This is a genomic window from Rhodocaloribacter sp., from assembly GCF_056451265.1.
The window spans coordinates 1-23631 of sequence record NZ_JBWOPL010000022.1; the positions used below are offsets into that span (position 1 = coordinate 1).

Genomic DNA, 23631 nt, shown 5'->3' on the forward strand with positions numbered 1-23631 from the left:
ATCGGAGCGAGCGGAGCGGAACGGCTTGCCGAAAGGCGGGCCGGGAAGGCTGCGCTCCTGAAACCGCAGCGGGCTGAAACAATGATACCCGTGGCGCGGAAGCCGTGTGCCCATGCGGCGGACGACGTGGTTTCGGGCAACCGAAGCTGCGGAAGCCACCCTGCCTGATCAACAGAACAGGCGGGAGAGACGGACCTCCCGCACTGGTCCGAATCAAACACTTCGGTGTGCGGTTCGAGCCAGGGGAGGTCATCGCGTTGAGGAAATCATAGAGCTGCCCATGTCGTGGGCGGCTTTTTTTTTACCGTTTGCTCGTCGAACGCCCGAAGGCCCCAACGCCCTTTGCAACCCATCCGGGTCGGCGGCATAGAAGCCGGGGCTTTTCCTTTCCACGAACCGTCCCCCTCATGTCCGCCCGGGACCTCGCCGCTCAGGTGACCGCCGTCGTCATCAACTACCAGACGCCCGACCTGCTGGAGACGGCCGTCCGCTCCTTCGGCGAGGCCTATCCGGACGTCCCGCTGGTCATCATCGACAACGGCTCGGCGGACGATTCGCGCGCGCGCATCGAGGCGCTCCGGCGGGAAGCGTCCGGCCCCGTCGAAGCCTGGTTGCTCGAAGAGAACATCTATCACGGCCCGGCCATGCATCGGGCCATGGAGCGCATCCGGACGCCGTACGTCTACTTCTTCGACAGCGACACGGAGACGAAGCGCGCGGGTTTTCTGGAGCCGATGCGCGAGGCGCTGGCGGAGAAGGATCATCACTACGCCGCGGGACACGTGGTGACGGTGAACCGGCGAGGCTTCGCTGATCCGAAGGGCAAGATCCCCGTCCCGGCGAGCGCCTACATGATGCTCAAACGGGCCGTCTATCATCGGCTGCCCCCTTTCATCCACCACGGCTTGCCCGTTTTGGAGAATTGCGCCGCGGCGGCCCAACAGGGCTATGCGATCCTCGAGTTTCCCATCGAAGACTACGTCGTGCACTTCGGGCGCGGCACCGCCGAACGGTACGGGTACGGCCTCGGCCTGCGCAGCCGCCTCGACTATTTGCTGAACAGACTCGGCCTGTGAATCCGGCGCCGGAGGTCGGCGGCGGCCCCGGACGCTCACCCGAGGCGCGCCGGGAGGTCGTTCCGGTCGTGGAAGTGGACGACGGTGGCGTCACGGCTGCCGGCAACCCGGTCGTTGCGTCTGCCGGCAGCGGCGGTGTGGAGGCGAGCTTTCCGTAGAGCCGGGGGCCGGGTTCCTCATGCCGTCGCTCGGGTAGCGCAGTCGGGTCCGGCTGCGGGATTGGTTTGTTAAGATAGTGTTAAGATGATGAAATGCCTTGAAATATATCGAGGGGGGGGGGTATTGTTGGCTAAGCAAATGGCATAATCACACTCTAAACTTCATGCAGTTATGACGAAGTTGGAAATTCAAAAACATGAAACGATCTATCTTGGATGGCTGGTTTTTGTGAGCATGATTTTGTTCACGCTTTGGTATGGCGCTCTAAATACAGAGGCGGCTCAGTCTTGTCATGGCGATTGCATCTTTCTAAATTGTCCGGATACCGGAAGTGAAGTATGCGCGTCACATTTGTGTGAAACGGGATGGACGTATTGTATGGAGTGGAGTACAGAGTAAGAGGGGTGCTTTAATCGTTGCATTTTTGATTTGATTTAGGGGGCAAGCTAATGAAATATCTCAAATTGCTGTTCTTGCTTGGAGCTTTCGTGGGATTCATGTTTACAATTTGGGATGGAGGGACGACTGCGAAAGGTGCAAGTTCGTCTTATTGCCACAGTGATTGCGTTTTTCTGAATTGTCCGGATACCGGAACCAAAGTATGTGCTGCTCATTATTGTGAAAGTGGCTGGACATATTGTATGAGAGGCGTGCAGTAGAGAGGTGCATGACAAACCGCATCTCTTTTGTATTCTTTATTGGGATCATGTTGCGCGATTCTTGAAGTCTTGCGCGATCCGGAAGGTTTTACGTTTTTATGCGGTTGCACTGAACGTTGTCGAACATTTTGAGATGTCATGTCGAATAGAATTATGAAGATTGTTGTAACCGTGATTGCAATTCTGCTGGTCGTTACGGGGGGGGTCGTGTTTCTGAGCAAGGAAGACGCATTAATCAGTCACAAGGACCCGGCAATCAAGCATGCTGTGCTCGCGCAAACGCACCGGGAACGGGTCTGGTCCGAATGGAACTATCGGCCGGCGGAAGCAGGCAAGGCGTTTCGGGATTCGCTTCTGAATCCTTTGATCGTGAAGATTTACGGGGAGCACGTCTACGTCGCCGATCACGGTGACATGAAAGTCAAGCGGTTCAGCCTCGACGGGGAGTTTCTGAATGCCATTGGCAACGGGGTTGGAGAAGGACCGGGAGAGTTCGGCAACATTACGGATTTTTACGTAAGGGGCGAGGATATCTGGATCGTGAGCTTGCGCTCGCGGAACGTCTCGCGGTTCAACGTTGACGGAACGTATCGGTCGCGTTTCCTCACCTCGCCGGGCGCGCTCCGGATCGCGGGGCTTGCCGAGCATCTCGTGATGATGATGATGGGCAGTCCCGAGTTGTTTCAGGAAGTGGATACGACCGGTCGCGTGTTGAAGACCTTTGGAGACATCGTCACGGATCAACGGGTCAACTTTCTGGCCCTCCAGGGGACGCTCGGGTCGCTGGAAGACGGCGGTTTCGTTTACGTTCCCGAATACGCGGGTTATCTCTACCTGTTTGATCGAGCCGGTGAGATCGAGAAAGTCGTGCAGACTATAGACCGCATCCCATTCCCGGGGACGACGTCCCGGCAGACCGATTCCGGGATAGCTTTTCGAGCGCCCGAGAGCGACGTGGTGTTCGGTATGGTCAACGTCGACGCGGGGGTGCTCTACGAGCTTGTCTACTTCAAGAAAAGCACTCTGGAGGAGCGTTATTCCGTTCTGGATCGATATGATGCCTCCAGCGGCGCTTACCTGAGTACGTTTCGCCTTCCGGTCAGGAGCATCGATGCGCAGGTTCACGGCGACCGGATCTACTGTCTGTCGAAGGGAGAAATCGTCGTGTTCGAGCGCGAGTAAGGGAGCGCCGGTCCTTACGGAGTCCATCTGCGGAACAGAGTCGGCCTGTGAATCCGGCGCCGGAGGTCGGCGGCGGCCCCGGACGCTCGCCCGAGGCGCGCCGGGCGAGGAAGTTCCCGGTTTCGGTTCGAGGGGTAGCGGGCCTGCGGCCTGTTTCGCGAACGAACCGCTGCGAAGTCGTTCGAACTAGGCCTCGAAGGTTTCCGTGATGGCGAGTTGAATGGTGTTCAGAAACGTGTTGATCCGGCGCAGGAGCCGACGGTTCGCCGTGGTGCGGGTGCGGGCCGTCTCGGGCAGCATGATGGCCGATTCCACGATGTGGTCGCGGAAGAACATGGTGGCCTGAAGGGCTTCGGAGAGGCTCATGCCCGTCTCTATGGCGCTTTCGGCATAGACGCGCCCGAGCGCCCGGGCCTCTTCGAGCAGGTCGGCGCCGTCGTCGTCTTCCATCGAGATGAACTGCATCATCAGCCCCATCACCCGTTGGCCGAGGAGGCGTTTTTCTTCCCGCTCGCGCTCGTTGAGTTCAGAGAGCCAGCGTTCGTCCCGGTGCTCGGCGATCTCGGCGCGGGTGTGCGAGAGCGCCCGCTCGGCCAGCGTCTTGCCCGTGTCCTTCCCGCCGGTCCCTCCCGTGCGTTGTTCCCGCATCTGCTCGACCGCCGAGCGCGGGAAGCGCCGGTGCCCCCCCGGCGTGATCACCACCGGGATCGAGCCCTGATCGGCCCACCGTCGGAGCGTGGTCGGATGAATACTCAGCCGCTCGGAGGCCTGCTTCAACGTGAGGAGGGGGTCTTTCGGTGCGGATGGCTTAGACATGGATAACCTTGCGAGGTTTTGAAACTGCATAATCCTGCGCAAAGATAGGCCTGCAATGCGTGGAAATCAGCCCACAGTCCTTGAATTTCTCCGGGACAATGCGCGTGGCGGGCAAGGCGTCATCGCGGAGCGAGGAGGGTGACGGTGCGGGTGTGGGCGCGGGGTCCGTCGGTGAGGCGCGAGACCGGCGAATACGCCGGGGATCTCTGCCCGCAACGGAGCGTCTCTATACGACGTCGGCGCTACCCACCAGACCTCACCGACCATGTCACTTGAACGCATTATCATGGACCCCGCGATCTGCCACGGCAAACCCTGTGTGCGGGGATTGCGCTATCCTGTCGAGACAATCCTCGAATTGCTCAGTTCGGGTATGACGCCTCGGGAAATCCTGGCCGACTACGAAGACCTTGAGCATGAAGATATTCTGGCGGTGCTGGCCTATGCGGCGCGGCTCAGCCAGATCAAACGCGTGCAAGCGGTAGCCGCATGAAGTTTCTGGTCGATGCCCAGCTCCCCCGTCGGCTGAGCCTGCGGCTTTGCGCGATCGGTCATGATTCCATACATACGCTGGATTTGCCGCTGGGCAACCGGACGCCGGATCGAGTGATTGAGCAGCTATCGATGAGCGGCGAGCGCGTCGTGATTACGAAAGACGCCGACTTTGTCAATTCGCTGATCGTGCAGGGCGTGCCCTACAAGCTGTTGCTCATCTCCACGGGCAATATTACGAACTCCGAACTAGAGCATCTTTTTTTTCGAAATCTCGAAGCGATGGTTGCCGGGTTTGCCACGCATGATTTTATCGAAATCGATCGCGAAGCAATTCGTTTTCACTTTTGAGGTTCAGGGGCGGCACTTCGGGCAAAGAAAGCGTGTCGCCGATTCGGATGAGAGCGGGGCGTCATCGCGGAGCGAGGAGGGTGACGGTGCGGGTGTGGGCGCGGTGTCCGTCGGTGAGGCGGAGAAAATAGATGCCGGGTGCGAGCCCGGAGGCGTCGAAGGCGAGGTCGTGTGTGCCGGCAGGGAAGGAGCGGTCGAGGAGGCGGCGCACGCGGCGGCCCCGGGCGTCGAAGAGGTCGAGGCGGGCGGGAGCCGGAGCGGCAAGCGTGAGCCGCACGCGGAAGACCTCCGCCGCCGGGTTGGGATAGACGGCGGCGATCTTCGTGCGCCTCGCCGCCTCCGGCGCGGTTTCGGCGGCGACCACGAGCACCTCCTCGCCGCGAAGGATCCATCGGTCGGGGTCGAAGGTGAGGCCGGTGGGCCGGGCGTCGACGTGGAGCGTCACGGTCTGTCTGCGCGCGTCGTTGACGACGGTGAAGCGCCGCTCGCCCGCCTCCGTCGCCACGGCCAGCGTGACGGGCATCTCGAAGACCTCGACCGATGAGGCGGGCGCCGTCTGCGTCTGCGTGATCTCGACCGTCATGTCATAGCCGTCGCCCGCCGCGCGCGCCGACCAGCCGACCTCATAGACCGGCTCGCCCGTGCCCTCGGTCACCCATTGCCGGAAGAATGCGCCGAGGTCGAGGCCCGAGACGGCTTCGGCCACCCGCTCGAAGTCGGCGGTGACGGCGGCGCCGTACCGGACGGCGTCGTCGTCGGCATAGCTCCGCAGGATCTCGCGGAAGACCTCCTCACCCGTGATGCCGCGCAGCATCCGAAGCACCATGGCGCCCTTGCTGTAGACCCGGCTGTGGGCGAAAAGGTTGTAGATGTCCGTGGTGTCCTCGACGACGAGCGTGCCCTCGGCGGTCAGCGCGCGTCCGTAGTAGAGATCGAAGATCTGCTCGTACGTGCCGGGGAAGCGGGCGGCGCGGGCGTTCCAGTACAGCAATTCGGCGTAGGTGGCAAAGCCCTCGTTGAGCCACAGATGCGGCCACGTGCGCAGCGTCACGGCGTCGCCGAACCACATGTGGCCGAGCTCGTGCGTCACCAGCCCGACGCCGCCCCCGCCCATCGAGCTCATCGTCTGATGCTCCATCCCCCCGCCGAAGGTGACGTGGGCATGGCCGTATTTTTCTTCGGAAAAAGGATACGGGCCGAACCAGTATTCGAGCACGGGCAGCACGTCGAGGACGTTCTTCCACCCGCTGAAAGCGTCCCCGCCTTCGTACACGTCCGTGCCCCGATACGCATAGTGAAGGATAGGGAGAGATAGCGTGCCAAATTCATTTGCGAGGCTGTCGGGACGGACGTACGTGTCCTCCGTCACGTCGTAGACGCCGGCGGCGAGCGAGACGAGGTACGTGGCGATGGGGTAGCGGGAGCGCCAGTCGTACGTGACCGTGCCGTCGGCGTTGGGCGTCTCGGCCACGAGCAGCCCTTCCGAGCCAACGCGCATCCCCCCGGGCACGGTCACGGTGACGCGCACCGAGTCGGCCTTGTCGGACGGATGGTCTTTGCACGGCCACCAGTTCCGCGCGCCGTAGGGTTCGCTGAGCGTCCACGCATACGGGTCGCCGTTGGCGAGCGTGCCGAAGACGAACGTGCCGAAGCCGGTCTGCGCGGGGAGGCCGTGCTCGTACACGTCCACCGCCACGGGCGCGCCGTCGTCGAGCGGGGCGGGGAGGGCGATCGCGAGCGCGCCGCCGGCGTGGGTGAAGGCGAGCGGCGCGCCTTCCGCCGAAAGCACCGAATCGACCGTCATCGCGTCGTCGAAGTCGAGCGTGAGCGTGGTCATCGGCGCGCCCGCCACCCGGCCCTCGACGCGCGTATGGCCGGAGACGTTCTCGGGGTCGAAGCGGACGTCGAGCGTGAGGTGATAATACGTGGCGTCGAAGTTGGGGCTCGCGAGGGAGCCGCGTTTGCCGGGGGCGAACGCAAGCGGGGCGCGGTTCCTCGCCTTCGCCGCCGCGCACTGAGCGGCGCCGTCGCGCGCGTCCGTCGCGGGCTGCGCCGTCGCCGCTCCGGGCGTCGCCGCGAGGAGCATCGCGCCGAGAAGCGCGGAAGCTATGCGCATCGTCTTCAGACTCACCGATACCGTCCGGGCAGATCGTCGTCGTCGAGGTCGTCGTCCTCGTCGAAGGAGCCGAGCGACGAGAGCATCGAGCCCATCATGTCGGAGAAGGTGTGGGCCTTGTCGAGGAGGTCCTGGCCGCTGAGCGAGTGCTGGTGGAGCGCTTCGAGGAATTATAATCTCCATAACCAGTCAGGGTGAAAATTATAGCGGCGGTCATAGACCTTGATACCGTGTGAGAGTTTGCCGCCATCCACCCGGAAACTCGTTCCCATGCTCTGCGTGGGAACGCCCCTCGGGGACGCTCTGCGTCCCATGCTCCGGCGGTCAATCCCGGTCCTCGTGCCCTTCACCGGCCATAGATCCCTCGCCTCTGCCCTTCGGGCTGCGCTCGGGAGGACGATCTTTTCGGATGGGAGAAGATTCATGGCGTGGCGTTTCACGTGCATCGATGCGACGGCCGTCCTTTTCAGGTTACCGGTATCAACTCCTGTGACCAACGCTGTAATTCGAGTGGTTGTCAACAAAAAAATTTCCAGGGAATTTTGACTTGACGAGAATTATATATATATATTGAGATTGTGAATGATATCATTATGGAGGTCGAATCGTTAAGGTAATCACGCTAATCAATCCTTTGTGTCTCCGCCATGAAAAAGTTAAAGAAATCAATCCTGTTGGTGTCGTTAACGGGGATAATGGCCGTTCTTCCCTTTGAATTCAGTCTGTTCGGAAACGACGTAAAGCTCGTCGAACACGCATGTGCGGCTCCGGATGGATGTTCCTGCCGAAAGAAGATAGGTCAAATCTGCAACATGGACAGTGGTTGGCAAATTGACTATGAGTGTGTGCAGGTTCAATAGCCGTGCGCTTCCGTTCAAAGTTGGGTGGACGTTCCGTTCCGGGGAGCATTGGGCATACGATGACAAGACTTGTCCGTTTCGTCGTGTTGGGTGTGGCGCTATGGGGATGCCGGGGTGGAGAGCACGGCAAGGCGACGGAGGGGACGACGCGTTCGTTTTCGTACGAGGTCGATGCGCTTCCCTTGCTGGCCGGGCGCGTCCTTAATGCCGCCGAAGCGCTTGCGGAGCCGGCAGACCTGCGGCGGGTCGGACCGTTCCTCGTGGTAGCCGATGCCTACGGTGCGCCCCCCGTGCACGTCATCGATGCGCGCGACGGCAGCTACGTGGATTCGCTCGGCACGCAAGGCGAGGGACCGGGAGAGTTCCGGCGCGTCTGGTCTTTCGACACGGCTCCGGGAAGCCCGGAGTGCTGGATCTACGATGTTCGGTTGCTTCGGCTGACCCACGTGAACCTGAGGGCTTATCTCGAAGATCGCTCTCTCCGTGAGGCAAGGCAAGTTGTGCCAGCGGGCGGAGGGTTGCCCATGAGTCCTTTTTGGGTGAACGACACGCTGCTCGTGAGTCCGGGACTGATCGGCGGGGGGCGCTTTGCGCGGTATGACGCCCGGGGGCGTCTCCGCGACGTCGTCGGCGAGATGCCCGTCGCCCCCGAGGGGATCGCCCCGCCGCTGTGGATGAACGCCGTTCGCGGGGAAGCGCGGCCCCGCCCGGATCGTTCCCGCATAGCCCTCGTGATGAACCACGCCGACCGCCTGCAGATCTATTCTCCCTCGGGGCGGCTCCTCGCCGAAGCCGTGGGGCCGGAAGGTTACCCGCCCGCTCCTCCGGGGAACGATCAGCGAAACGCCTACATCGACCTTGCCGCGACGCCTTCTTTCATCTTCGGATTGTATTCGGGCGCGCCTTCGGGGGAAGAGGACAGCAACTTCGGAACCCTCGTTCACGTCTTCGACTGGGACGGAAACTTCCTCGCTGCTTTTCGGCTCGACGCGCCCGCGCTGGGCATCGAGGGGGACGAAGAAGCGGGCGTCCTTTACGCCACACGTCACGCGCCGTCCGTGGCCGTCGTGCAATACGCACTGGACCTTCCCAAGAGCGCGGCGGGCGGGCGATGAACCGCATGAAGGCGACGTCTCACCGATAGCGTCCGGGCAGATCGTCGTCGTCGAGGTCGTCGTCCTCGTCGAAGGAGCCGAGCGAGGAGAGCATCGAGCCCATCATGTCGGAGAAGGTGTGGGTCTCGTCGAGGAGGTCCTTGCCGATGAGCGAGTGCTGGTGGAGCGCTTCGAGGACGAACTCCATGGCCGAGGCCGTCTCGGCGGGCGCGGACGGTTGGGTGTGTCGGCGGACCGTCTCGCGCAGGCCGTCGACGGCGTCGAGCGCCTGCACGTACTCGGTGAAGGGCATCTCCGGGCGGAGCGTGACGCGCCGCCCTCCGGCGAACCACGCGAGGACCTTTGCGTACGGCGCGCGCCCGGCTTTCTTGTCCGAAGGGTCGGGGAAATACCGCGCGAAGATGGCCTTGACGGCGCGGCCGATGAGCAGGCGGGCCACGTTCTGCGCGCCCTCCTGCTCGCCTTCGTAGACGAGCTCGACCTTGCCCGTGACGGCGGGCTCGACGTGCACGAGGTCGCTCAGCCGCACCGTCGTCTCGGCCTCGCCGCAGAGGAGCGCCCGCCGTTCGGCGGCGGAGATGAGGTCTTCGAGCGCCGCCCGCGTCATGCGCGCGGACACGCCCGACTTCTGGTCCACGTATTCGCTCTCACGCGCCTCGAAGGCGATCTGCTCGATGATCTCGCGGAAATAGTGCGGCACGTGCACCGTTGCGCCGAGGCCGTCGCGTTTTTGCCACGCCTCCTGCTTCGTGATGGCGATGCCCGTCTCGAGGGTCTTCGGATAGTGCGTCAGGATCTGGCTGTCGATGCGGTCCTTGAGCGGCGTGATGATGTTGCCCCGGTTCGTGTAATCCTCCGGGTTGGCCGTGAAGATCATCAGCACGTCGAGCGGGAAGCGGATGTTGAAGCCGCGAATCTGGATGTCCTGTTCTTCCATGATGTTGAGCAGGCCCACCTGGATGCGGGGCTGGAGGTCGGGCAGTTCGTTGATGGCGAAGATGCCCCGGTTCAGGCGCGGGATGATGCCGAAGTGGATGACCTCCTCGTCGGCATAGGTGAGGCGGTGGTGCGCCGCTTTGATCGGGTCGATGTCGCCGATGAGGTCGGCGATGGTGGTGTCCGGCGTGGCGAGCTTCTCGCCGTAGCGCTCGTCGCGGTGGATCCAGGCGATGGGCGTCTCGTCCCCTCTCTCGGCGACGAGGTCGCGCGCGTATTTCGAGAGGGGGGCGAAGGGGTCGTCGTTGATCTCGCTGTCGGCGACGATGGGGACGTATTCGTCGAGCAGGCTCGGGATCATGCGGATGATGCGGCTCTTGGCCTGCCCGCGAAGGCCGAGGAGGATGAAGTCGTGCCGCCCGAGGATGGCGTTCTGGATCTGCGGGATGACGGTGCGATCGAAGCCGAAGATGCCGGGAAAGACGTCCTCGCCGCGCCGGAGTCTGGCGATGAGGTTCTTCCGGAGTTCGTCCTTCACCGGGAGGGGTCGATAGCCGGAAGCCTTCAGTTCACCGAGCGTTCGGAGGCCGGTGAGCGGAGGATCGATGCGCTGCGTGGTCATGCCGTCCTCGGTCGCGGTTCATAGGGTAGGATAGCACGCGAGGTCTACGCGGCTGTTCCCCGTTCGTGCCGTTTCGTTGAGGAGCCCCGGCGTGCGTTTCGGGGCGTCACTCCGGCGGCGTCCAGCGGTAGAGATCGAGCGTGGGCGCGGGTCGGATCGCGACGACGGCGATCTCGAAGGCGCGCCCGTCGCGGCGCACGGCGAGATCGGCGGGATAGTATTCCTGGTTGAAGGCGGGGTTCGCCTGGGTGAGGACGCGGCGAAGGCGTCCGGCGTGATCGTAGACGTCGATGCGGAGCCAGCCGGGGCGCATGTTGAGGACGAAGAGGCGCGCGCCCGAGGCGGCGGCGGAGGAGGTGAGCAGGGGCGGCTCGTGCGTCTCGCCGAGGAGAAAGAGGCGGCTGCGGGCGAGCATGGGCGAGTCGAAGCCGGCGAGCGCGAGTGTGTCGAGGCGTCCCTCGGGGGTGAGCACGTCGATGACGGGGCGGAAGCCGGAGAGGCTCAGGAGCGAGTCGCCCCAGAAGCGGAGCATCCCGGCATAACGCCAGTGCGGGCCGGTGAGCGCGTGCCGCTCGGCGATGCGCCCGCGCGCGTCGAGACGGGCGAGGTAGCCTGCGAAATTTGGACCGAGCGCCTTGAAGAAGAGCGCCGAGTCGGAGGCGGCCATGTACTGAAGTGCGCCGCGCGGGGGCAGGTCCTCCGGTGTGGCGAGCGTGCGCCGCACCGCGCCGCCGGCCACGAAGGCGAGGCGGCGGGCCGTGGGGTTGAAGACGAGGAGCGTGTCGCCGCGCCACCCGGCCAGATACGGGTACTCGAACGCCTCGTCCGTGATCTCCTCGACGAACGCGCCGTCGTCGCCGAAGACGAAGACGCTGTTCCGTTCCGTGTCGCCCACGTAGAGCCGTCCCTCGGGGCCGAAGAAGAGGGTGCGGGGGTGCATCATCGGGGCGTCCTCCGGCGGCGCGGCCGTCCACACGAGGCGGAGCGTGTCCACCGGCGTCTCGGCGGCGAGGGCGCGCGAGAGCGAGTCCACCGGCAGCAGCGCCCGCGACTCGGAGCGGCTGCACGAGTGGGGCAGGCACCCGGCCAGGGAGAGCAGGAGGAGCAACAGCGCCGGCGCGCTCAGAGACGAAAAGGAGGCGAAAGGTCGGGGAGAAGACGGCATCGTGCCCACGCGGCAAAGGTCGGTTCGGAAAAGACCTGTAAACGAACAGTCGCCATGGGGTTTCTCGCCGATGCGGCGGCGCAGGCGTTTTTTCGTCGGCTTCACATCGCGTCGATGGACAAGGGGACCGGTGCGGGCAGCCGCATCTTCCGCCGGAGGGCCCGGAAACGCGGTTCGGCATGCAGGGGCGCGAAACGAGGATCGACGTTGAGATAGATGAGCCAGGCCGAGCGTTCGTCGTAGGCGCGTTCGAGGTGGTCGAGGGCCTGCTCATGCTCGCCGAGGCCGAGGTGCACCATCGCCGTGTCGAAGCCGGAGACGTACTGGTCCTGCCGCAACGTTTCCATCTCGGCGAGGATCTTCCGCGCCCGTTCGGTGTGCCCGGCGCGCGCGTGCACGTGACCGAGCATGCCCAGGAGGAAAGGGGTGCGCCGGGTCACGGCGATGGCTTTCTCGAAGGCGGCAATGGCCGCTTCATGGTCGCCCTTTTGTTCGTGCGCCAGCCCGAGCGCGGCCAGGGCCAGCCAGAAATTCGGATTCAGGTCGAGCGTTTCGCGGGCGTATTTGAGGGTCTCGTCGTAGCGGTGCGCCCACCAGTGGATGATGGCCAGGACGGCGTTGATCACGAGCGAGAGCGGGTCCAGTTGCCGGGCCGTCAGTTCCTCGCGGATGGCCTCGGCAAGGCGGCCGGTGGGCGAGAGCACCCAGCCTGCATAGATGTAGTGCGCCATGGCGAGTTCGGGCCGGCGCGTGAGCGCGTGCAGGATGGCCTGCTCGGCGCCCTCCCAGTCGTGGTGCTGGAAAGACCGGGTGGTTCCGAGCATGACGTGGGCTTCGGCGAGGTGGGGATCCAGCTCGAGCGCCTTCCTGACCGCCGCCTCGGCTTTGGGATACACTTCCAGCCCGGACACATGGCCGTAAAAGCCGATCATCATGTAGCTGCCGGCCAGGCCGGCATAGGCTTTCGCATACGCCGGGTCCACCTCGATCGCCCGCTCGAAATAGGAGATGCTCCGTTGCAGGGAAGCCTCGTCGCGCTTGTTCCAGTAGAAGCGTCCCTTCAGATACAGATTGTAGGCGTCGAAGTCATCGGTATGCCGCTTGACGAGCGCCGCCTTCTCGTTGCGGAGCAGCTTCGGCTTGAGCTTGTTCACGATGGCGAGCGTGATCTCATCCTGGATGGCAAAGACGTCGTCGAGGACGCGGTCGTAGCGCTCCGACCAGAGGTGGTAGCCGTCGGCGGTGTTGATGAGCTGGGCGGTGATGCGCAACCGGTTGCCGACCTTGCGCACGCTGCCTTCGAGCACCGTCGCCACATGGAGCTTGCGCCCGATGCTCTGCATGTCTTCGCGGTGCTCCTGGAAGGCGAACGAAGAGGTGCGCGCCGCCACGTGCAGGCCGGAAAGGTTCGTCAGCGCATTGATCAACTCCTCGGCCAGCCCCTCGCAAAAATAGGCGTTCTCCGGGTCGGCGCTCATGTTGACGAAAGGGAGCACGGCGATGGACGTCGCTCGCGGCGGTTCAACCTCGACGGTGCGCAGGGCCGCCGAGCCGTCGCGGAGCAGGATCAGGTCGTTCACGAGCGCGGCCATGTCTTGATAGCGCCGCGCCGGATCTTTCTGAAGGAGTTGATGGATAATCTGGCTGAGCAGGGGCGGAAAGTGAGGATGAAGCCGGTCCAGCGGCTCCGGGTCCTCGTGGATGATGCCGTAAATGATAGCGGCCTCATACGGCCCCTTGAAGGGACGCTCTCCGGCGAGCATCTCATAGAGAAGCACACCGAGCGACCAGAGGTCCGTTCGGTGGTCGACGTCTTCGCTCCGAGCCTGCTCCGGACTCATGTAGGCCACCGTTCCAAGCGTCGTGCCGGTGCGGGTGATGTCGTCGCTCGCACTGAGCTTGGCCAGGCCGAAGTCGACGATCTTCACGACGCCGTCCGTCGTGACGATCACGTTGTCGGGCTTGATGTCCCGGTGGATGATGCCGCGCGCGTGCGCCTGGGTGAGTCCCCGGGCAATCTGAAGGGCGATCTCGACGACGTCGCCGACCGGTATCGGGCCGCGCGCGATCTTGTGCTTGAGCGTCTCTCCATCGTAATAGGCCATCGCGATGAAGAGCTGCCCCTGCTCCGTCTCGTTGATCTCGAAGATGGTGCAGATGTTGGGATGATCGAGCGCGGAAGCCGCCTGTGCTTCATAGACGAAGCGTTGCTTGGCCGTGGTCTCCCGGCTCCAGTGAGGCGGGAGAAACTTGAGCGCCACGGTGCGACGGAGACGCGTATCCTTTGCCTTGTAGACGAGCCCCATGCCGCCGCCGCCGAGCCACTCGGTCACCTTGTAGTGATGAAGCGACCGCCCGGTGAGATGAAGCGGGTCGGAGATCGTGGCGGCGGAAGGTTTGGGACGCATGGCCTCGGCCAGGTTCTCGAAGAAGGATCCGGCGGAATCGTTGGCGTCGATCAGCTCCCTCAACTCGGCGCGCAAGGCGGTGTCGGAACCGCACGCCGCATCGAGGAACGCCTCGCGCTGCTCGGACGGAAGCGCCAGCGTTTGATCGAGCAAGGTTTCCAGCCGGTCCCAGTGTTCTGCGTCCATCATCGACAGGCAAAGGTGAAGGGGCATCCCGGGTGAGCAAAACCGCGTGCGCAGACCGGTCAACGGATGAACGGGAAGGAGACCCCAAGATCACAAAGATATTGAGCATGTGCAAACGGCCGGTGCGAGCGCAGGGACGCAGGCGCACCGCCCGATCCGTGTTTCACGCCGGAGGGTCCGCAAGTTCCCGGTAGAGCCAGGCGCGGGCCAGGGTCCACTTCCGTTTGACGGTGGCCGGCGCGATATCGAAAGCCGTGGCCGTTTCCTTGATGGTCATCCCCCCGAAGAAGCGGCATTCGACGATGCGTCCCAGCAGGGGTTGTTCTTTTTCGAGACGCTGCAGGGCCTCGTGCAGCGCCAGCACGGTGTCTGCCTGCTGCTCGGCCAGCCCTTCCCCCGGAGGCATGGCCGTCAACTCGTCGAGGGGCAACACGTGGGCGCCCCCGCCCCGTTTCTGGGCGTTCTGTTGCTCGGCATAGTCGACGAGGATGTGCCGCATGGCCTTGGCCGCCACAGCCATGAAATGGGCGCGGCTCGTCCATTTCACCCGGGAAGGACCGATCAGCTTCAGATACGTCTCATGCACGAGCGCCGTCGTGTTCATCGAATCGCGTCCATGCACCCGTTGCCGCTGCCAGTGCGCCTGCTTCCGCAAAGCCTCATAGATCAGCGGAAACAGCCTGTCGAGGGCATCCTTGTTGCCGTCCTCTGCTTCTTTGAGAAGGCGGCTAACCGTGCTTTCGGAAGGTGAGGGCATACTACTTCTTTGTTTCAAAGGACGGCAAGCCCGGGCAGAGGAACGCGGGTTCCGGAGCATCGACGTTCCGCCGGGTGGCATGTGCTTGGAACGCCCGAGCGCACCGCTGGAAATCCAGGTCACAGGGTGGTCACGGCGTCTCGTATGTTGACCACAGGGGAAGATTCCCCGGCCATGCCCGGTTTCGAGGAGACATGGGGTGCGGCGTCGGCGCCGGCGTAGGAGGGTGCGCGGAAAGGTGGGTTGGCGGCCGACGCGATAGGTTGAATCGTTAAGAAACAATGTAAACAATCAACCCCCGTTAAACAAGGTGAGGAGACGTTTGGATCCGACGGACCGGAAGCGGGAAGAAGAGAAAAAACACCGCTCGTCTGTGCTCGTTTTCTCTTCGGAAAGAGGGGTGTCGAGGCGGCGGGATGTCTCAGAACGCGTCTATCGTTTTGTCATGGGGCCGATTTTGAGATGCGCCCTCGGACGGGACGATGGCCTGGACGGGGGGTTTGTGAGCATCGGGTTAAGATTCGATGGGGGGACGGTAAATACGACGTCGGGGATGGGTCATGGCACGCCGGTTGACGTACAAGCATTTCGGAAAAACGAACCCTGACGGCGGGGAGCCTCCGAGATCCGGAACGGCATCCTTCCCCGCCTCCCGCGGCGCATTCCTTCAGAGAACGGGAAGGCGCCTTTACTGTGCACAACCACTCAAATGGATATAGATCATGATGAAAAAGAACGTTTTACTGGCGCTTGAAGGCGCCGTCGAAGAAGCGCCGGTGATCCGGCAGGCGGTCGAGCTGGCCCGGCGCCTCGATGCGGGCCTGACGGTGCTTCACGTCAACAGCCCGCGCGCGGGACGAATCTCGCTTCGAATGGACCCCGAACCCCTCGTGACCGAATCGGACATCCGCAACCTCTTCCGGATCCTGGGCTTCGAGAAGGAAGCCGACGCCATCGACGTGCGCGTGGAGACGAGTCCCACCGTCTCGCGCGAGATCGTCGAAGCCTCCCGCGACGCGGCGCTGCTCGTCGTCGGTCGGAGTCAGCGGAACCGCATCGCGGCGGCGTTGACGGAGTCCATCGACAAGAACCTGCCGGATCGGGTAGCCTGCCCGCTTCTGTACGTGCCCAAGGCACGGATGGACCTGCGGGACTTCGCAAAAGAGGAGCATTCGGACATGCGCCTCTCGGTGAACTGACGCTCGCCGGCATCCACGCGACCCCGTGAGACGAGGTCCCGCGTGTCGGGCTGTTCGCAGCCTCGACGCGCGGGACCTTTCTTTTTTGTGGAAAGCCCGGTTTGCCCCCTATCTTTACCGCCGTTCAAGTCCCTTCGCACCCATTCCCGCTCCACCATGACCTGCCTTCGTCCCTTTGTTCTCATCGCCTGCCTGTTTTTCGCCGCGTGCGCGACCGAACCGGAGCCCCGCGCCGACGAGCGCGCCGTGCCCGAGCCGCAATACTCGCTCACGCAGGATCAGACCCACAACCGTTTCAGCGCCGCCATCGAGCCCGTGCTCCGCGTGCCCTCGGGAGCCGTCGTGGAGGTGCGCACCGAGGAAGCCTCCGACGGACAACTCACGCCCGAGTCGACCGTCGAGGACGTGAAGACGCTCGACTTCGACCCCATTCACCCGCTCACGGGGCCGGTCTACGTCGAAGGCGCCGAGCCGGGCGACGTGCTCGCCGTGACGCTCCACAAGATCGAACTCGGCGCGTACGGATGGTCGGCCATCGTGCCGGGCTTCGGGTTCCTCGCCGACGAGTTCACGGAGCCGTACCTCAAGCTTTTCACGCTCGAAGACGGCGCGACCGTGGCCCGCTTCAACGACGACATCGCCATCCCCCTCAAGCCGTTTCCCGGCGTGATGGGCGTGGCTCCGGCCACCGACGAGATGCTCTCGACCATCCCGCCCCGCGCCAACGGCGGCAACATGGACGACCCGAACCTGACCGAAGGCGTGACGGTGTATTTTCCCGTCTTCGTCGAGGGCGCGCTCTTCTCCATCGGCGACACGCACGCGGCGCAGGGCCACGGCGAGGTCTGCGGCACGGCCATCGAAGCGCCCATGCGCATCGTCTATGAGGTGAACGTGATCAAGGGCGGGCGGCAGATCGCCGAGCCGCAGTATGAGGCGGACGATTATTACGCCGTCACCGCGTATGCCGAGACGCTCGACGAAGCCGCCAGGAAGGCCACGCGCTACATGATCGACTATCTCGCCGACACGCGCGGGCTCTCCCGCGAGGACGCCTATGTGCTCGCCTCGCTTGCCGGCGACCTGAAGATTGCCGAGGTGGTCGACGTGCCGCACGTGCTCGTGACGATGCACATGCCGAAGGCCGTCATCGGACGGTGATCACGACCCGGTGTACGTGATGCGGTAGACGACGCCGTTCTGATCGTCGGAGAGGAGCATCGAGCCGTCGGGCATGAGTTCGAGATCGACGGGGCGGCCCCAGTTCTCGTTGCCTTCGAGCCAGCCCGTGGCGAACGGCTCATAGGCCACCGCTCGACGGTCGGCGTCGAAGCGGACGAGCATCACGCGATAGCCGATCTTCTGGCGGCGGTTCCACGAGCCGTGCTGGGCGATGAAGAGCTGGTTCCGGTAGGCCTCGGGAAACAGGTCGCCCGTATAAAACTCGATGCCGAGCGGGGCCACGTGCGGGCCGAGCTTCACGGCGGGAGGCTCGTACGCGGCCGGGTCGTGCCCGGCGCCGAACTCCGGGTCCGGCACGTCGCCGGCGTGGACGTACGGATAGCCGAAATGCATGCCGGGGCGCGGCGCGTGGTTGAGCTCACACGAAGGGCTGTTGTCGGTGATGTCCTGATTTTGCCCGCCGATGTTGTCGCGGCCGTTGTCGGTGAACCAGAGCTCGCCCGTGACGGGGTCCCACGCGAAGCCGACGGTGTTTCGGATGCCGCGCGCATAGACCTCCACGTCCGTACCGTCGGGGTTCATGCGGAGGAGGGAGGCGTACGGCGGCTCGCGGTCGCAGATGTTGCACGGCGCTCCGACGGGCACGTAGAGCTTGCCGTCCGGGCCAAAGTCGATATATTTCCATCCGTGATGGCGGTCGGACGGCAGGTCGTCGTACACGACGACGGGCTCGGGCGGGTCGGCGAGGTGGGCCTCGATGTCGTCGAAGCGGAGGATGCGGTTGACCTCGGCCACATAGAGCGCGCCGTCGCGAAAGGCGACGCCGTTGGGCATGTTCAGGCCCTCGGCGATGGTATGGACCTCGTCGGCCTGGTGGTCGCCGTCGGTGTCGCGCACGGCATAGACCTTCCCGGCGCGCCGGGTGCTGACGAAGAGCGTGCCGCCCGGTGTGAGGCGGAGCGAGCGGGCGTTCGGCGCCGCGTCGGTATAGACGCTGATCTCGAAGCCCGGCGGCAGCTTGATCTTGTCGAGCGGGAGATCGGCGGGCGCGCCGCTGAAAGAGAGCGTGAGCAGACTGAGAACGGCGAGGAGGAGAATCCGGCGCATGACGAAAATCGGGCGGGTGAAAAAAAGAGCGTTCGACGGGAGAACGGACGCCGCTTCAGGCCGGCAGTTCCGAGGGAGGCGGTGAGGACGGGAAAGCGCCGCGCACGAGGCTCGCCACCTCGAGCGCCTGCTTTTTGTTGTATTCGAACGTGAGCGATTTGTAATTGAACAGGTCCACGATGATGCCGATCAGACAGAGGCCGCCGGTGAAAAGATAGAGCAGCCCCATGCCGACCTGACCGAGGTAAAAGCGGTGGATGCCCGCCGCGCCGATCAGGCCCAGGAGCGCGAGGAGCATCGTCGTGGTGGGGTCGCGCCGTCGCGTGCGATAGACGTGAGCGAACTGCGCCGCCTGCTCCTCGGTCATGTCTTTCATGAGCGAAGCGACGAACACCTGCTCGTCGTCTTCGATTTCGGGCATATACTTGATGACTTTAGACATGGCGCATCGGGTAGGGGGGAGAAGGAGGGGCGGGGAGGTGGAGCGCCTGCCGCACGAGCGACCCGACGCGTCCGGTGAGCACGACGACGGCGAACGGCCCGAGCGGGTGGGCCGCGAACGACGCCGCCCATTCTCCGCGAAAGAGGTGAGCCACCGCGTGCCCGAGGCCGCATCCGGGGCAAAACTCGAAGCCGACGGCCTTGAACACGCACAGCCCGAAGAGGCTTTCGGCGTTCGGGTCGGTGCACGCGAGCGCGACCAGCCCCGCCGTCCACAGGGCGGCTTCCGGCGGAATTCGGCGCAGACGGCGGGTCCACGGGCGCAATCGCGTCATCGGGAAAGGAGCGGTTGGGGAGGGGGAACGACGCGGCAAGATACGGAATTGCACGCGTGTGGGGAAGGAGCGGCGGGGAAGCGGCTCTTTTTCAAAGGAAAAAATTCCCGGCGGTCACGAAGCGAGCGTTTTGAGCATCGTCACGAAGTCCTCGCGGCGTCGTTCCCGGTCGCAGGTACGTATGCGGTAGAGCTTCCGGCCCGCCAGCGCGAGGATGCGTTCCTTGTGCGCGTCCTTCTTCCGGCGCGCCTCGTCGTCGTGAAGGGGGCTGTCAAGCTCGAAAAAGAAGCGGGGGCGATAGCCGTCGTGCTGATCGAAGACGACGCAGTCGACGAGGGCATGGAAGAAATACCGTCGCTCCTCGCCCGTGAGCCGGTCGGCGATGCGCTTGTAGTCGATGAGGCTGCTCAGCGCGACGTTCGGATACACGAAGTACGTGGCGAAGACCTCGCGCACGGCCATGAAGAAATCGAGCTCTTGCCGCGACTTGAACAGGCTCACGGTGGCGTCCGCCGTGGCAAGGGGGCGGCTCTCGGTCAGCCGGACGGCTTCGGCGGCGGGGTGCGCCACGGGTGCGTTTTCGGCGGGGCCGTACTGCCGGAGCACGGCGGCGCACCACGCGTTCCCGGGGCAAAAGCGGGCGAAGTCGAGGGCCTTCTCGGGGCGATCCGCGTGAAGGCGCACCAGGCGCTCGACGGCGGCCTCGAAACGGGCGTCCGGCAGGCGAAAAAAGCCGCCGGTGTGCAGGAGCACGAGCTTTTCGAGCGTCTCGGCGAGCGAGGCGTCGGCTCCGGCCTGGTCGAGGTCGTCGAAGAAAGCGGGGACGAACGTGCCCAGGGCGCGGGCCAGGAGCGGCTCGTCCGGCAGGTCCGCCGCCCGCCGATGCGCCACCTCGAGCACGGCGGTCCACCGACGCTCATAGATCAGCCGATAGACGGTCTCATGGTCGATGCGGGCCGGGTCTGTCGTCATCGCGGGCGGGGATGGGCCGGGGAAGCGCGGTGTGCGCCGGGAGATTTTTCATGCCTGTATGCTTTATTTGATCCGGCGCTTGTTCGATGGTAGGAGATGGCGACGTGTCGCCGCGTCTTGTTGTCTCCGGCATTTCACAGAGGATCCGAATGATGCACGTTCATGCCCTTCACTATCGACATCCCGCCCCCGACACCGGCGAACAGGGCCTGACGCCCTATGAATTGCTGATCCGCACGCAGGAGCGTTCGCGGGAAGCCGACGAAACCGAGCGCGAGACGGTGGCGGCGCTGGCGCATCGGATGTACGGAGACATGCTCTCGTTCCTCGGGTGCGACAACAAAAAGCTCGTGATGGGCATCATGATTCTGCCCGAGCGGCAGACGTATTACGACTTCATGCTCCTCCTCCGGCTCGAAGACGGACTGGAGCTTCGCCTGACGATGCGCATACACCCCGGCGATCCCTATGAGATGACGATCCTCACCGAGGAGGGCAGTCCGCTCAGCCGGTGCGTCTTCCCGCCGCCGACGGATGCCTCGGAAGAGGCCGCCCGCGCCCGCGCCGAAGCCACCACGCAGTGTTTCTCGGACTTCGTGGCATCCCTTCGCGGCAAGCTCGAACATCAGGTGCGCACGTGGACGGAAAAGCGGGCGATCTATTGACCCGCGCCCTCACCCCCGTTCGGTGAGCACGGCGTCGAGCGTCTCGGCCAGGCGGTCGGCGTCGGCTTCGGAGAAGACGAGCGGCGGCTTGATCTTGAGCACGTTGTGGAGCGGGCCGTCGGTGCTCAGCAGCACGCCCCGTTCTTTCGCCCGCTCGACGACCTCGGCGGCTTCTTCGGCAGCGGGCTCGAGCCTCGCCCGGTCGCGCACGAGCTCGACGCCGAGGAAGAGGCCGCGTCCGCGCACGTCGCCGATGAGCCGATGGCGCGCCATGAGGTCCGTGAGGCGCGCCGTGAGGTGCGCCCCCACGCGCCGGGCGTTTGCCTGAAGCCCCTCCTCCGCGATCACCTCGAGCACGGCCAGCCCCACGGCGCACGAGACGGGGTTGCCGCCGAACGTGTTGAAGTACTCCATCCCGTTGGCGAACGAGGCGGCGACCTCCGGCGTGGTCACCACGGCGGCCATCGGATGCCCGTTGCCGATCGGCTTGCCCATCGTGACGATGTCCGGCACGACGCCGTGCGTCTCGAAGGCCCAGAAGTGCGAGCCGACGCGCCCGAAGCCGACCTGCACCTCGTCGGCCACGCACACGCCGCCCGCCGCGCGCACGCTCGCATACGCCTCGCGGAAAAAGCCCTCCGGCGGCACGACCTGCCCGCCGCAACTCAGGATCGGCTCCCCGAAGAACGCCGCCACCTCCCGCCCCGAAGCCCGCGCGCGGCGCACCGCCTCGCCCACGTGCGCGGCATACTTCGCGCCCGCCCCGGGATCGTCCCGACGATAGAGGCCGCGATACGGGTCGGGCATGGGGACGACGTGGACGTGCGGGGGCGCGCCCCTCCCGCCGGGGCCGTCGAACTTGTACGGGCTGAGGTCGATGAGCGAGGACAGGTTGCCGTGATAGGCGCCGTCGAGCACGACCACGTCCGTGCCGCCGGTGTGCGCGCGGGCCAGGCGGAGCGCGAGGTCGTTCGCCTCGCTCCCGCTGTTGACGAAGAAGCACACCCGCAGCGGCTCGGGGAGCGTGGCCGTCAGCCGCGCGGCATAGTCGACGAGGTGGTCGTGCAGGTAGCGCGTGTTCGTGTTGAGCGTGGCCATCTGCCGGCAGGCGGCCTCCACCACGCGCGGGTGGCCGTGCCCCACATGGCACACGTTGTTCACACAGTCGAGGTAGGCCCGGCCCTTCTCGTCGAACAGGTACGCCCCCTCGCCCCGCACGATCTTCAGCGGCGTGCGGTACGAGACGCTGAGCGAGGGACCGAGCAGCCGCGCCCGCAACCGGAGGATCTCTTCGGGCGATTGGCCGGCGGGCAGGGAAGGGGAAACGGGCATGAAAAGGAGCGGGTAAGCTTCGGGAAAAGGCGGCGGTCGTAACGCCGGGCGTCGCGCGGCTGACCTATCCGTGCGCCGCAGCCGCGCCGAACATGCGGCGGGCGCGTCCGAAGTATACGCATCACACGATCTTTCTCCGATGAAAAAAACCGCCGACGGGCGCTTCGATCGCTCCTTTGTGATTCGGATGATCCGGGAGTTCTTTTTCGTGCTCGTGGCCATCGCCTTGATGGAGATGGCCGTGCGACTCGGCATTGTCTTTTATGCCTTCGAGACGAAGGACGAGCAGACGACCGTCGCCGCGGCGGAGCGGCTGGCTTCGAACCTGAAAGACGTGATGCTCAATGCCGGCGGCCCGGTGGCGGCCCGGACCATCTACCCGACGTGGCGGCAAAGTTTCGAGGATCTGGGCATGGAGGTGGCGCTCATCCCTGCCCACGTGACGCGGACCTCCATCGAAAAGACGTATGGCTTCACGCCGAAGGGCATCCCCCCGTCGTGGTCCGAGGGGCGGCGCCACGAGGCGCGCGTGGCGCTCAAGGCCGAGCCGTTCTGCCTCCGATGCCACGTCGATGCCGAGCCGGGCGACGTGCTCGGCGAGGTCGTCGTGCGGACGTACCGCTCGGCCCGAATGCGCTCGTGGTGGGACGAGGTCGGTGTGCTCTCCGTCGTCAGCATGGCGGACATCATCGCCAGCACCCTCGTGCTCTTTTTCCTGCTCCGGGCGCGTATGGAACCGCTCCTCGCCCTGCGCGCCATGCTCGCCAACCTCGCGCGCGGCAAATTCGACCTCTCGTACCGCGCCGAGATCCGTTCCGACGACGAGTTCGGCGCCCTCGCCGAGGACCTCAACCACTTCCTCGACCGCATCACCCACGTGGTCGAGGACCTCGACCACATCCTCTCCCGCATGATCGCCGCCAAGCACCGGATCGACCAGGTCAGCGGGCAGATGACCGAGCACTTCAACCATATCCACGACCTGACGCAAAAAGCCGTGCGGCAGGCATACCTACAGCGCGAGGTCCACGCCGAGCTTTCCCATGAACTCGCAGCAGCCGTCGAACGCATCGACGTGATCCTGGCCACGCTCGAGCTTTTGCGCGAGGAAGGGGCGATTCCGGCAGGGTATCAGGCGCGCCTCGCCGGCATCCTCGAACGTTTCGAAGAGACCATCGCCCGGGTCGAGCAGTGCGTCTCTCCGGACGTTTACGCAGCGGACGTGCTTTTCGACCTCTCCCGGCGTGTGCATGCCTCTTCCCATTTTCTGGAAAGCATGGCCTCGCTTCAGGAACGCATGGAGGTCGTCGCCGAGACGGGGCATGTGCTCCTCTCACGCCTCTCGCCCGAGGACACGCCGCCCGAGGACACGCCGCCCGAGGATACGCCGCCCGAGGTCCGGGATGCCGGAACGACGTGAGAAGATGAGGCTTCCCGGCGGCTTTTGTTAAAACAATGTAATTTTTTCGTTAGGTATTGAATTTTATTTAGGAGAAAA

At 64.4% G+C, this 23631-nt stretch carries 21 protein-coding genes; 10 read left to right on the forward strand and 11 right to left on the reverse strand.

From position 1 onward, the window contains the following. Nucleotides 1-407: 407 nt before the first annotated feature. The 3 genes from AC1HIY_RS03070 (at nt 408) to AC1HIY_RS03080 (ending at nt 3076) form a co-directional block, all read left to right on the forward strand. Complete coding sequence (locus tag AC1HIY_RS03070) at nt 408-1076, forward strand: glycosyltransferase family 2 protein (RefSeq protein ID WP_479575238.1); 669 nt, start codon at nt 408-410, stop codon at nt 1074-1076. Continuing rightward, nucleotides 1073-1234, forward strand: a complete 162-nt coding sequence (locus tag AC1HIY_RS03075; protein ID WP_479575239.1) for a hypothetical protein — start codon at nt 1073-1075, stop codon at nt 1232-1234. The genes AC1HIY_RS03070 and AC1HIY_RS03075 overlap by 4 nt, the downstream gene beginning before the upstream one ends. Before the next feature lie 813 nt (nt 1235-2047). After that, nucleotides 2048-3076 carry a 6-bladed beta-propeller gene (locus tag AC1HIY_RS03080; protein WP_479575240.1) on the forward strand — a complete coding sequence of 343 codons (1029 nt, stop codon included), beginning with the start codon at nt 2048-2050 and terminating at the stop codon, nt 3074-3076. Nucleotides 3077-3262: 186 nt separating this feature from the next. Here the strand turns inward: AC1HIY_RS03080 and AC1HIY_RS03085 are convergent, their stop codons facing one another. Continuing rightward, nucleotides 3263-3892 carry a MerR family transcriptional regulator gene (locus tag AC1HIY_RS03085; RefSeq protein WP_479575241.1) on the reverse strand — a complete coding sequence of 210 codons (630 nt, stop codon included), beginning with the start codon at nt 3890-3892 and terminating at the stop codon, nt 3263-3265. A 265-nt stretch (nt 3893-4157) separates the two neighbouring features. On the opposite strand from AC1HIY_RS03085, the gene AC1HIY_RS03090 reads away from it, so the two are divergent. Both AC1HIY_RS03090 and AC1HIY_RS03095 read left to right on the forward strand, forming a co-directional pair. After that, a complete protein-coding gene (locus AC1HIY_RS03090; protein ID WP_479575242.1) occupies nt 4158-4385 on the forward strand; it encodes a DUF433 domain-containing protein in 228 nt (75 codons plus the stop codon). Continuing rightward, a complete protein-coding gene (locus AC1HIY_RS03095; RefSeq protein ID WP_479575243.1) occupies nt 4382-4735 on the forward strand; it encodes a DUF5615 family PIN-like protein in 354 nt (117 codons plus the stop codon). Before AC1HIY_RS03090 ends, AC1HIY_RS03095 begins: the two co-directional genes overlap by 4 nt. A 61-nt stretch (nt 4736-4796) precedes the next feature. Here the strand turns inward: AC1HIY_RS03095 and AC1HIY_RS03100 are convergent, their stop codons facing one another. After that, nucleotides 4797-6851 (reverse strand): M1 family aminopeptidase, encoded by a 2055-nt coding sequence (locus tag AC1HIY_RS03100; protein WP_479575244.1) that lies wholly within the window; start codon nt 6849-6851, stop codon nt 4797-4799. 919 nt (nt 6852-7770) lie between these two features. Here AC1HIY_RS03100 and AC1HIY_RS03105 point away from each other — a divergent pair. Further along, complete coding sequence (locus AC1HIY_RS03105) at nt 7771-8826, forward strand: BF3164 family lipoprotein (protein ID WP_479575245.1); 1056 nt, start codon at nt 7771-7773, stop codon at nt 8824-8826. Between the two features lie 19 nt (nt 8827-8845). Here the strand turns inward: AC1HIY_RS03105 and AC1HIY_RS03110 are convergent, their stop codons facing one another. From AC1HIY_RS03110 to AC1HIY_RS03125, 4 genes are all read right to left on the reverse strand, one after another. Then, nucleotides 8846-10384, reverse strand: a complete 1539-nt coding sequence (locus tag AC1HIY_RS03110; protein ID WP_479575246.1) for a MoxR family ATPase — start codon at nt 10382-10384, stop codon at nt 8846-8848. A gap of 106 nt (nt 10385-10490) precedes the next feature. Further along, nucleotides 10491-11654, reverse strand: a complete 1164-nt coding sequence (locus AC1HIY_RS03115; protein WP_479575247.1) for a hypothetical protein — start codon at nt 11652-11654, stop codon at nt 10491-10493. After that, nucleotides 11651-14146 carry a protein kinase domain-containing protein gene (locus AC1HIY_RS03120; protein WP_479575248.1) on the reverse strand — a complete coding sequence of 832 codons (2496 nt, stop codon included), beginning with the start codon at nt 14144-14146 and terminating at the stop codon, nt 11651-11653. Before AC1HIY_RS03120 ends, AC1HIY_RS03115 begins: the two co-directional genes overlap by 4 nt. 160 nt (nt 14147-14306) lie before the next feature. After that, nucleotides 14307-14900 (reverse strand): ECF-type sigma factor, encoded by a 594-nt coding sequence (locus AC1HIY_RS03125; RefSeq protein ID WP_479575249.1) that lies wholly within the window; start codon nt 14898-14900, stop codon nt 14307-14309. A 722-nt stretch (nt 14901-15622) separates the two neighbouring features. On the opposite strand from AC1HIY_RS03125, the gene AC1HIY_RS03130 reads away from it, so the two are divergent. After that, on the forward strand, nt 15623-16099 hold the full coding sequence (locus tag AC1HIY_RS03130) for a universal stress protein (RefSeq protein WP_479575250.1): 477 nt from the start codon (nt 15623-15625) through the stop codon (nt 16097-16099). A gap of 156 nt (nt 16100-16255) precedes the next feature. After that, entirely contained in the window at nt 16256-17260 is a 1005-nt protein-coding gene (locus AC1HIY_RS03135; protein WP_479575251.1) for an acetamidase/formamidase family protein, read from the forward strand. On the opposite strand, the gene AC1HIY_RS03140 is transcribed toward AC1HIY_RS03135, so the two are convergent. From AC1HIY_RS03140 to AC1HIY_RS03155, 4 genes are all read right to left on the reverse strand, one after another. After that, on the reverse strand, nt 17261-18388 hold the full coding sequence (locus AC1HIY_RS03140) for a PQQ-dependent sugar dehydrogenase (RefSeq protein ID WP_479575252.1): 1128 nt from the start codon (nt 18386-18388) through the stop codon (nt 17261-17263). Nucleotides 18389-18443: 55 nt separating this feature from the next. After that, nucleotides 18444-18830, reverse strand: coding sequence for a TM2 domain-containing protein (locus AC1HIY_RS03145; RefSeq protein ID WP_479575253.1), 387 nt, complete (start codon nt 18828-18830; stop codon nt 18444-18446). Beyond that, nucleotides 18823-19164, reverse strand: coding sequence for a DUF2752 domain-containing protein (locus tag AC1HIY_RS03150; RefSeq protein ID WP_479575254.1), 342 nt, complete (start codon nt 19162-19164; stop codon nt 18823-18825). Before AC1HIY_RS03150 ends, AC1HIY_RS03145 begins: the two co-directional genes overlap by 8 nt. A gap of 114 nt (nt 19165-19278) precedes the next feature. Then, nucleotides 19279-20136: a DUF2726 domain-containing protein gene (locus AC1HIY_RS03155; protein ID WP_479575255.1), complete on the reverse strand. Its 858-nt coding sequence runs from the start codon at nt 20134-20136 to the stop codon at nt 19279-19281. 149 nt (nt 20137-20285) lie between these two features. Between AC1HIY_RS03155 and AC1HIY_RS03160 the strand changes: the two genes are divergently transcribed. Next, nucleotides 20286-20801 (forward strand): hypothetical protein, encoded by a 516-nt coding sequence (locus AC1HIY_RS03160; protein ID WP_479575256.1) that lies wholly within the window; start codon nt 20286-20288, stop codon nt 20799-20801. Nucleotides 20802-20810: 9 nt separating this feature from the next. Here AC1HIY_RS03160 and AC1HIY_RS03165 read toward each other — a convergent pair whose 3' ends face one another. After that, nucleotides 20811-22133 (reverse strand): aminotransferase class III-fold pyridoxal phosphate-dependent enzyme, encoded by a 1323-nt coding sequence (locus tag AC1HIY_RS03165; RefSeq protein WP_479575257.1) that lies wholly within the window; start codon nt 22131-22133, stop codon nt 20811-20813. A 139-nt stretch (nt 22134-22272) separates the two neighbouring features. Between AC1HIY_RS03165 and AC1HIY_RS03170 the strand changes: the two genes are divergently transcribed. Next, the gene (locus AC1HIY_RS03170; RefSeq protein ID WP_479575258.1) at nt 22273-23553 is read left to right on the forward strand and encodes a HAMP domain-containing protein; all 1281 of its coding nucleotides are present in this window, start codon (nt 22273-22275) and stop codon (nt 23551-23553) included. Nucleotides 23554-23631 lie beyond the last annotated feature (78 nt).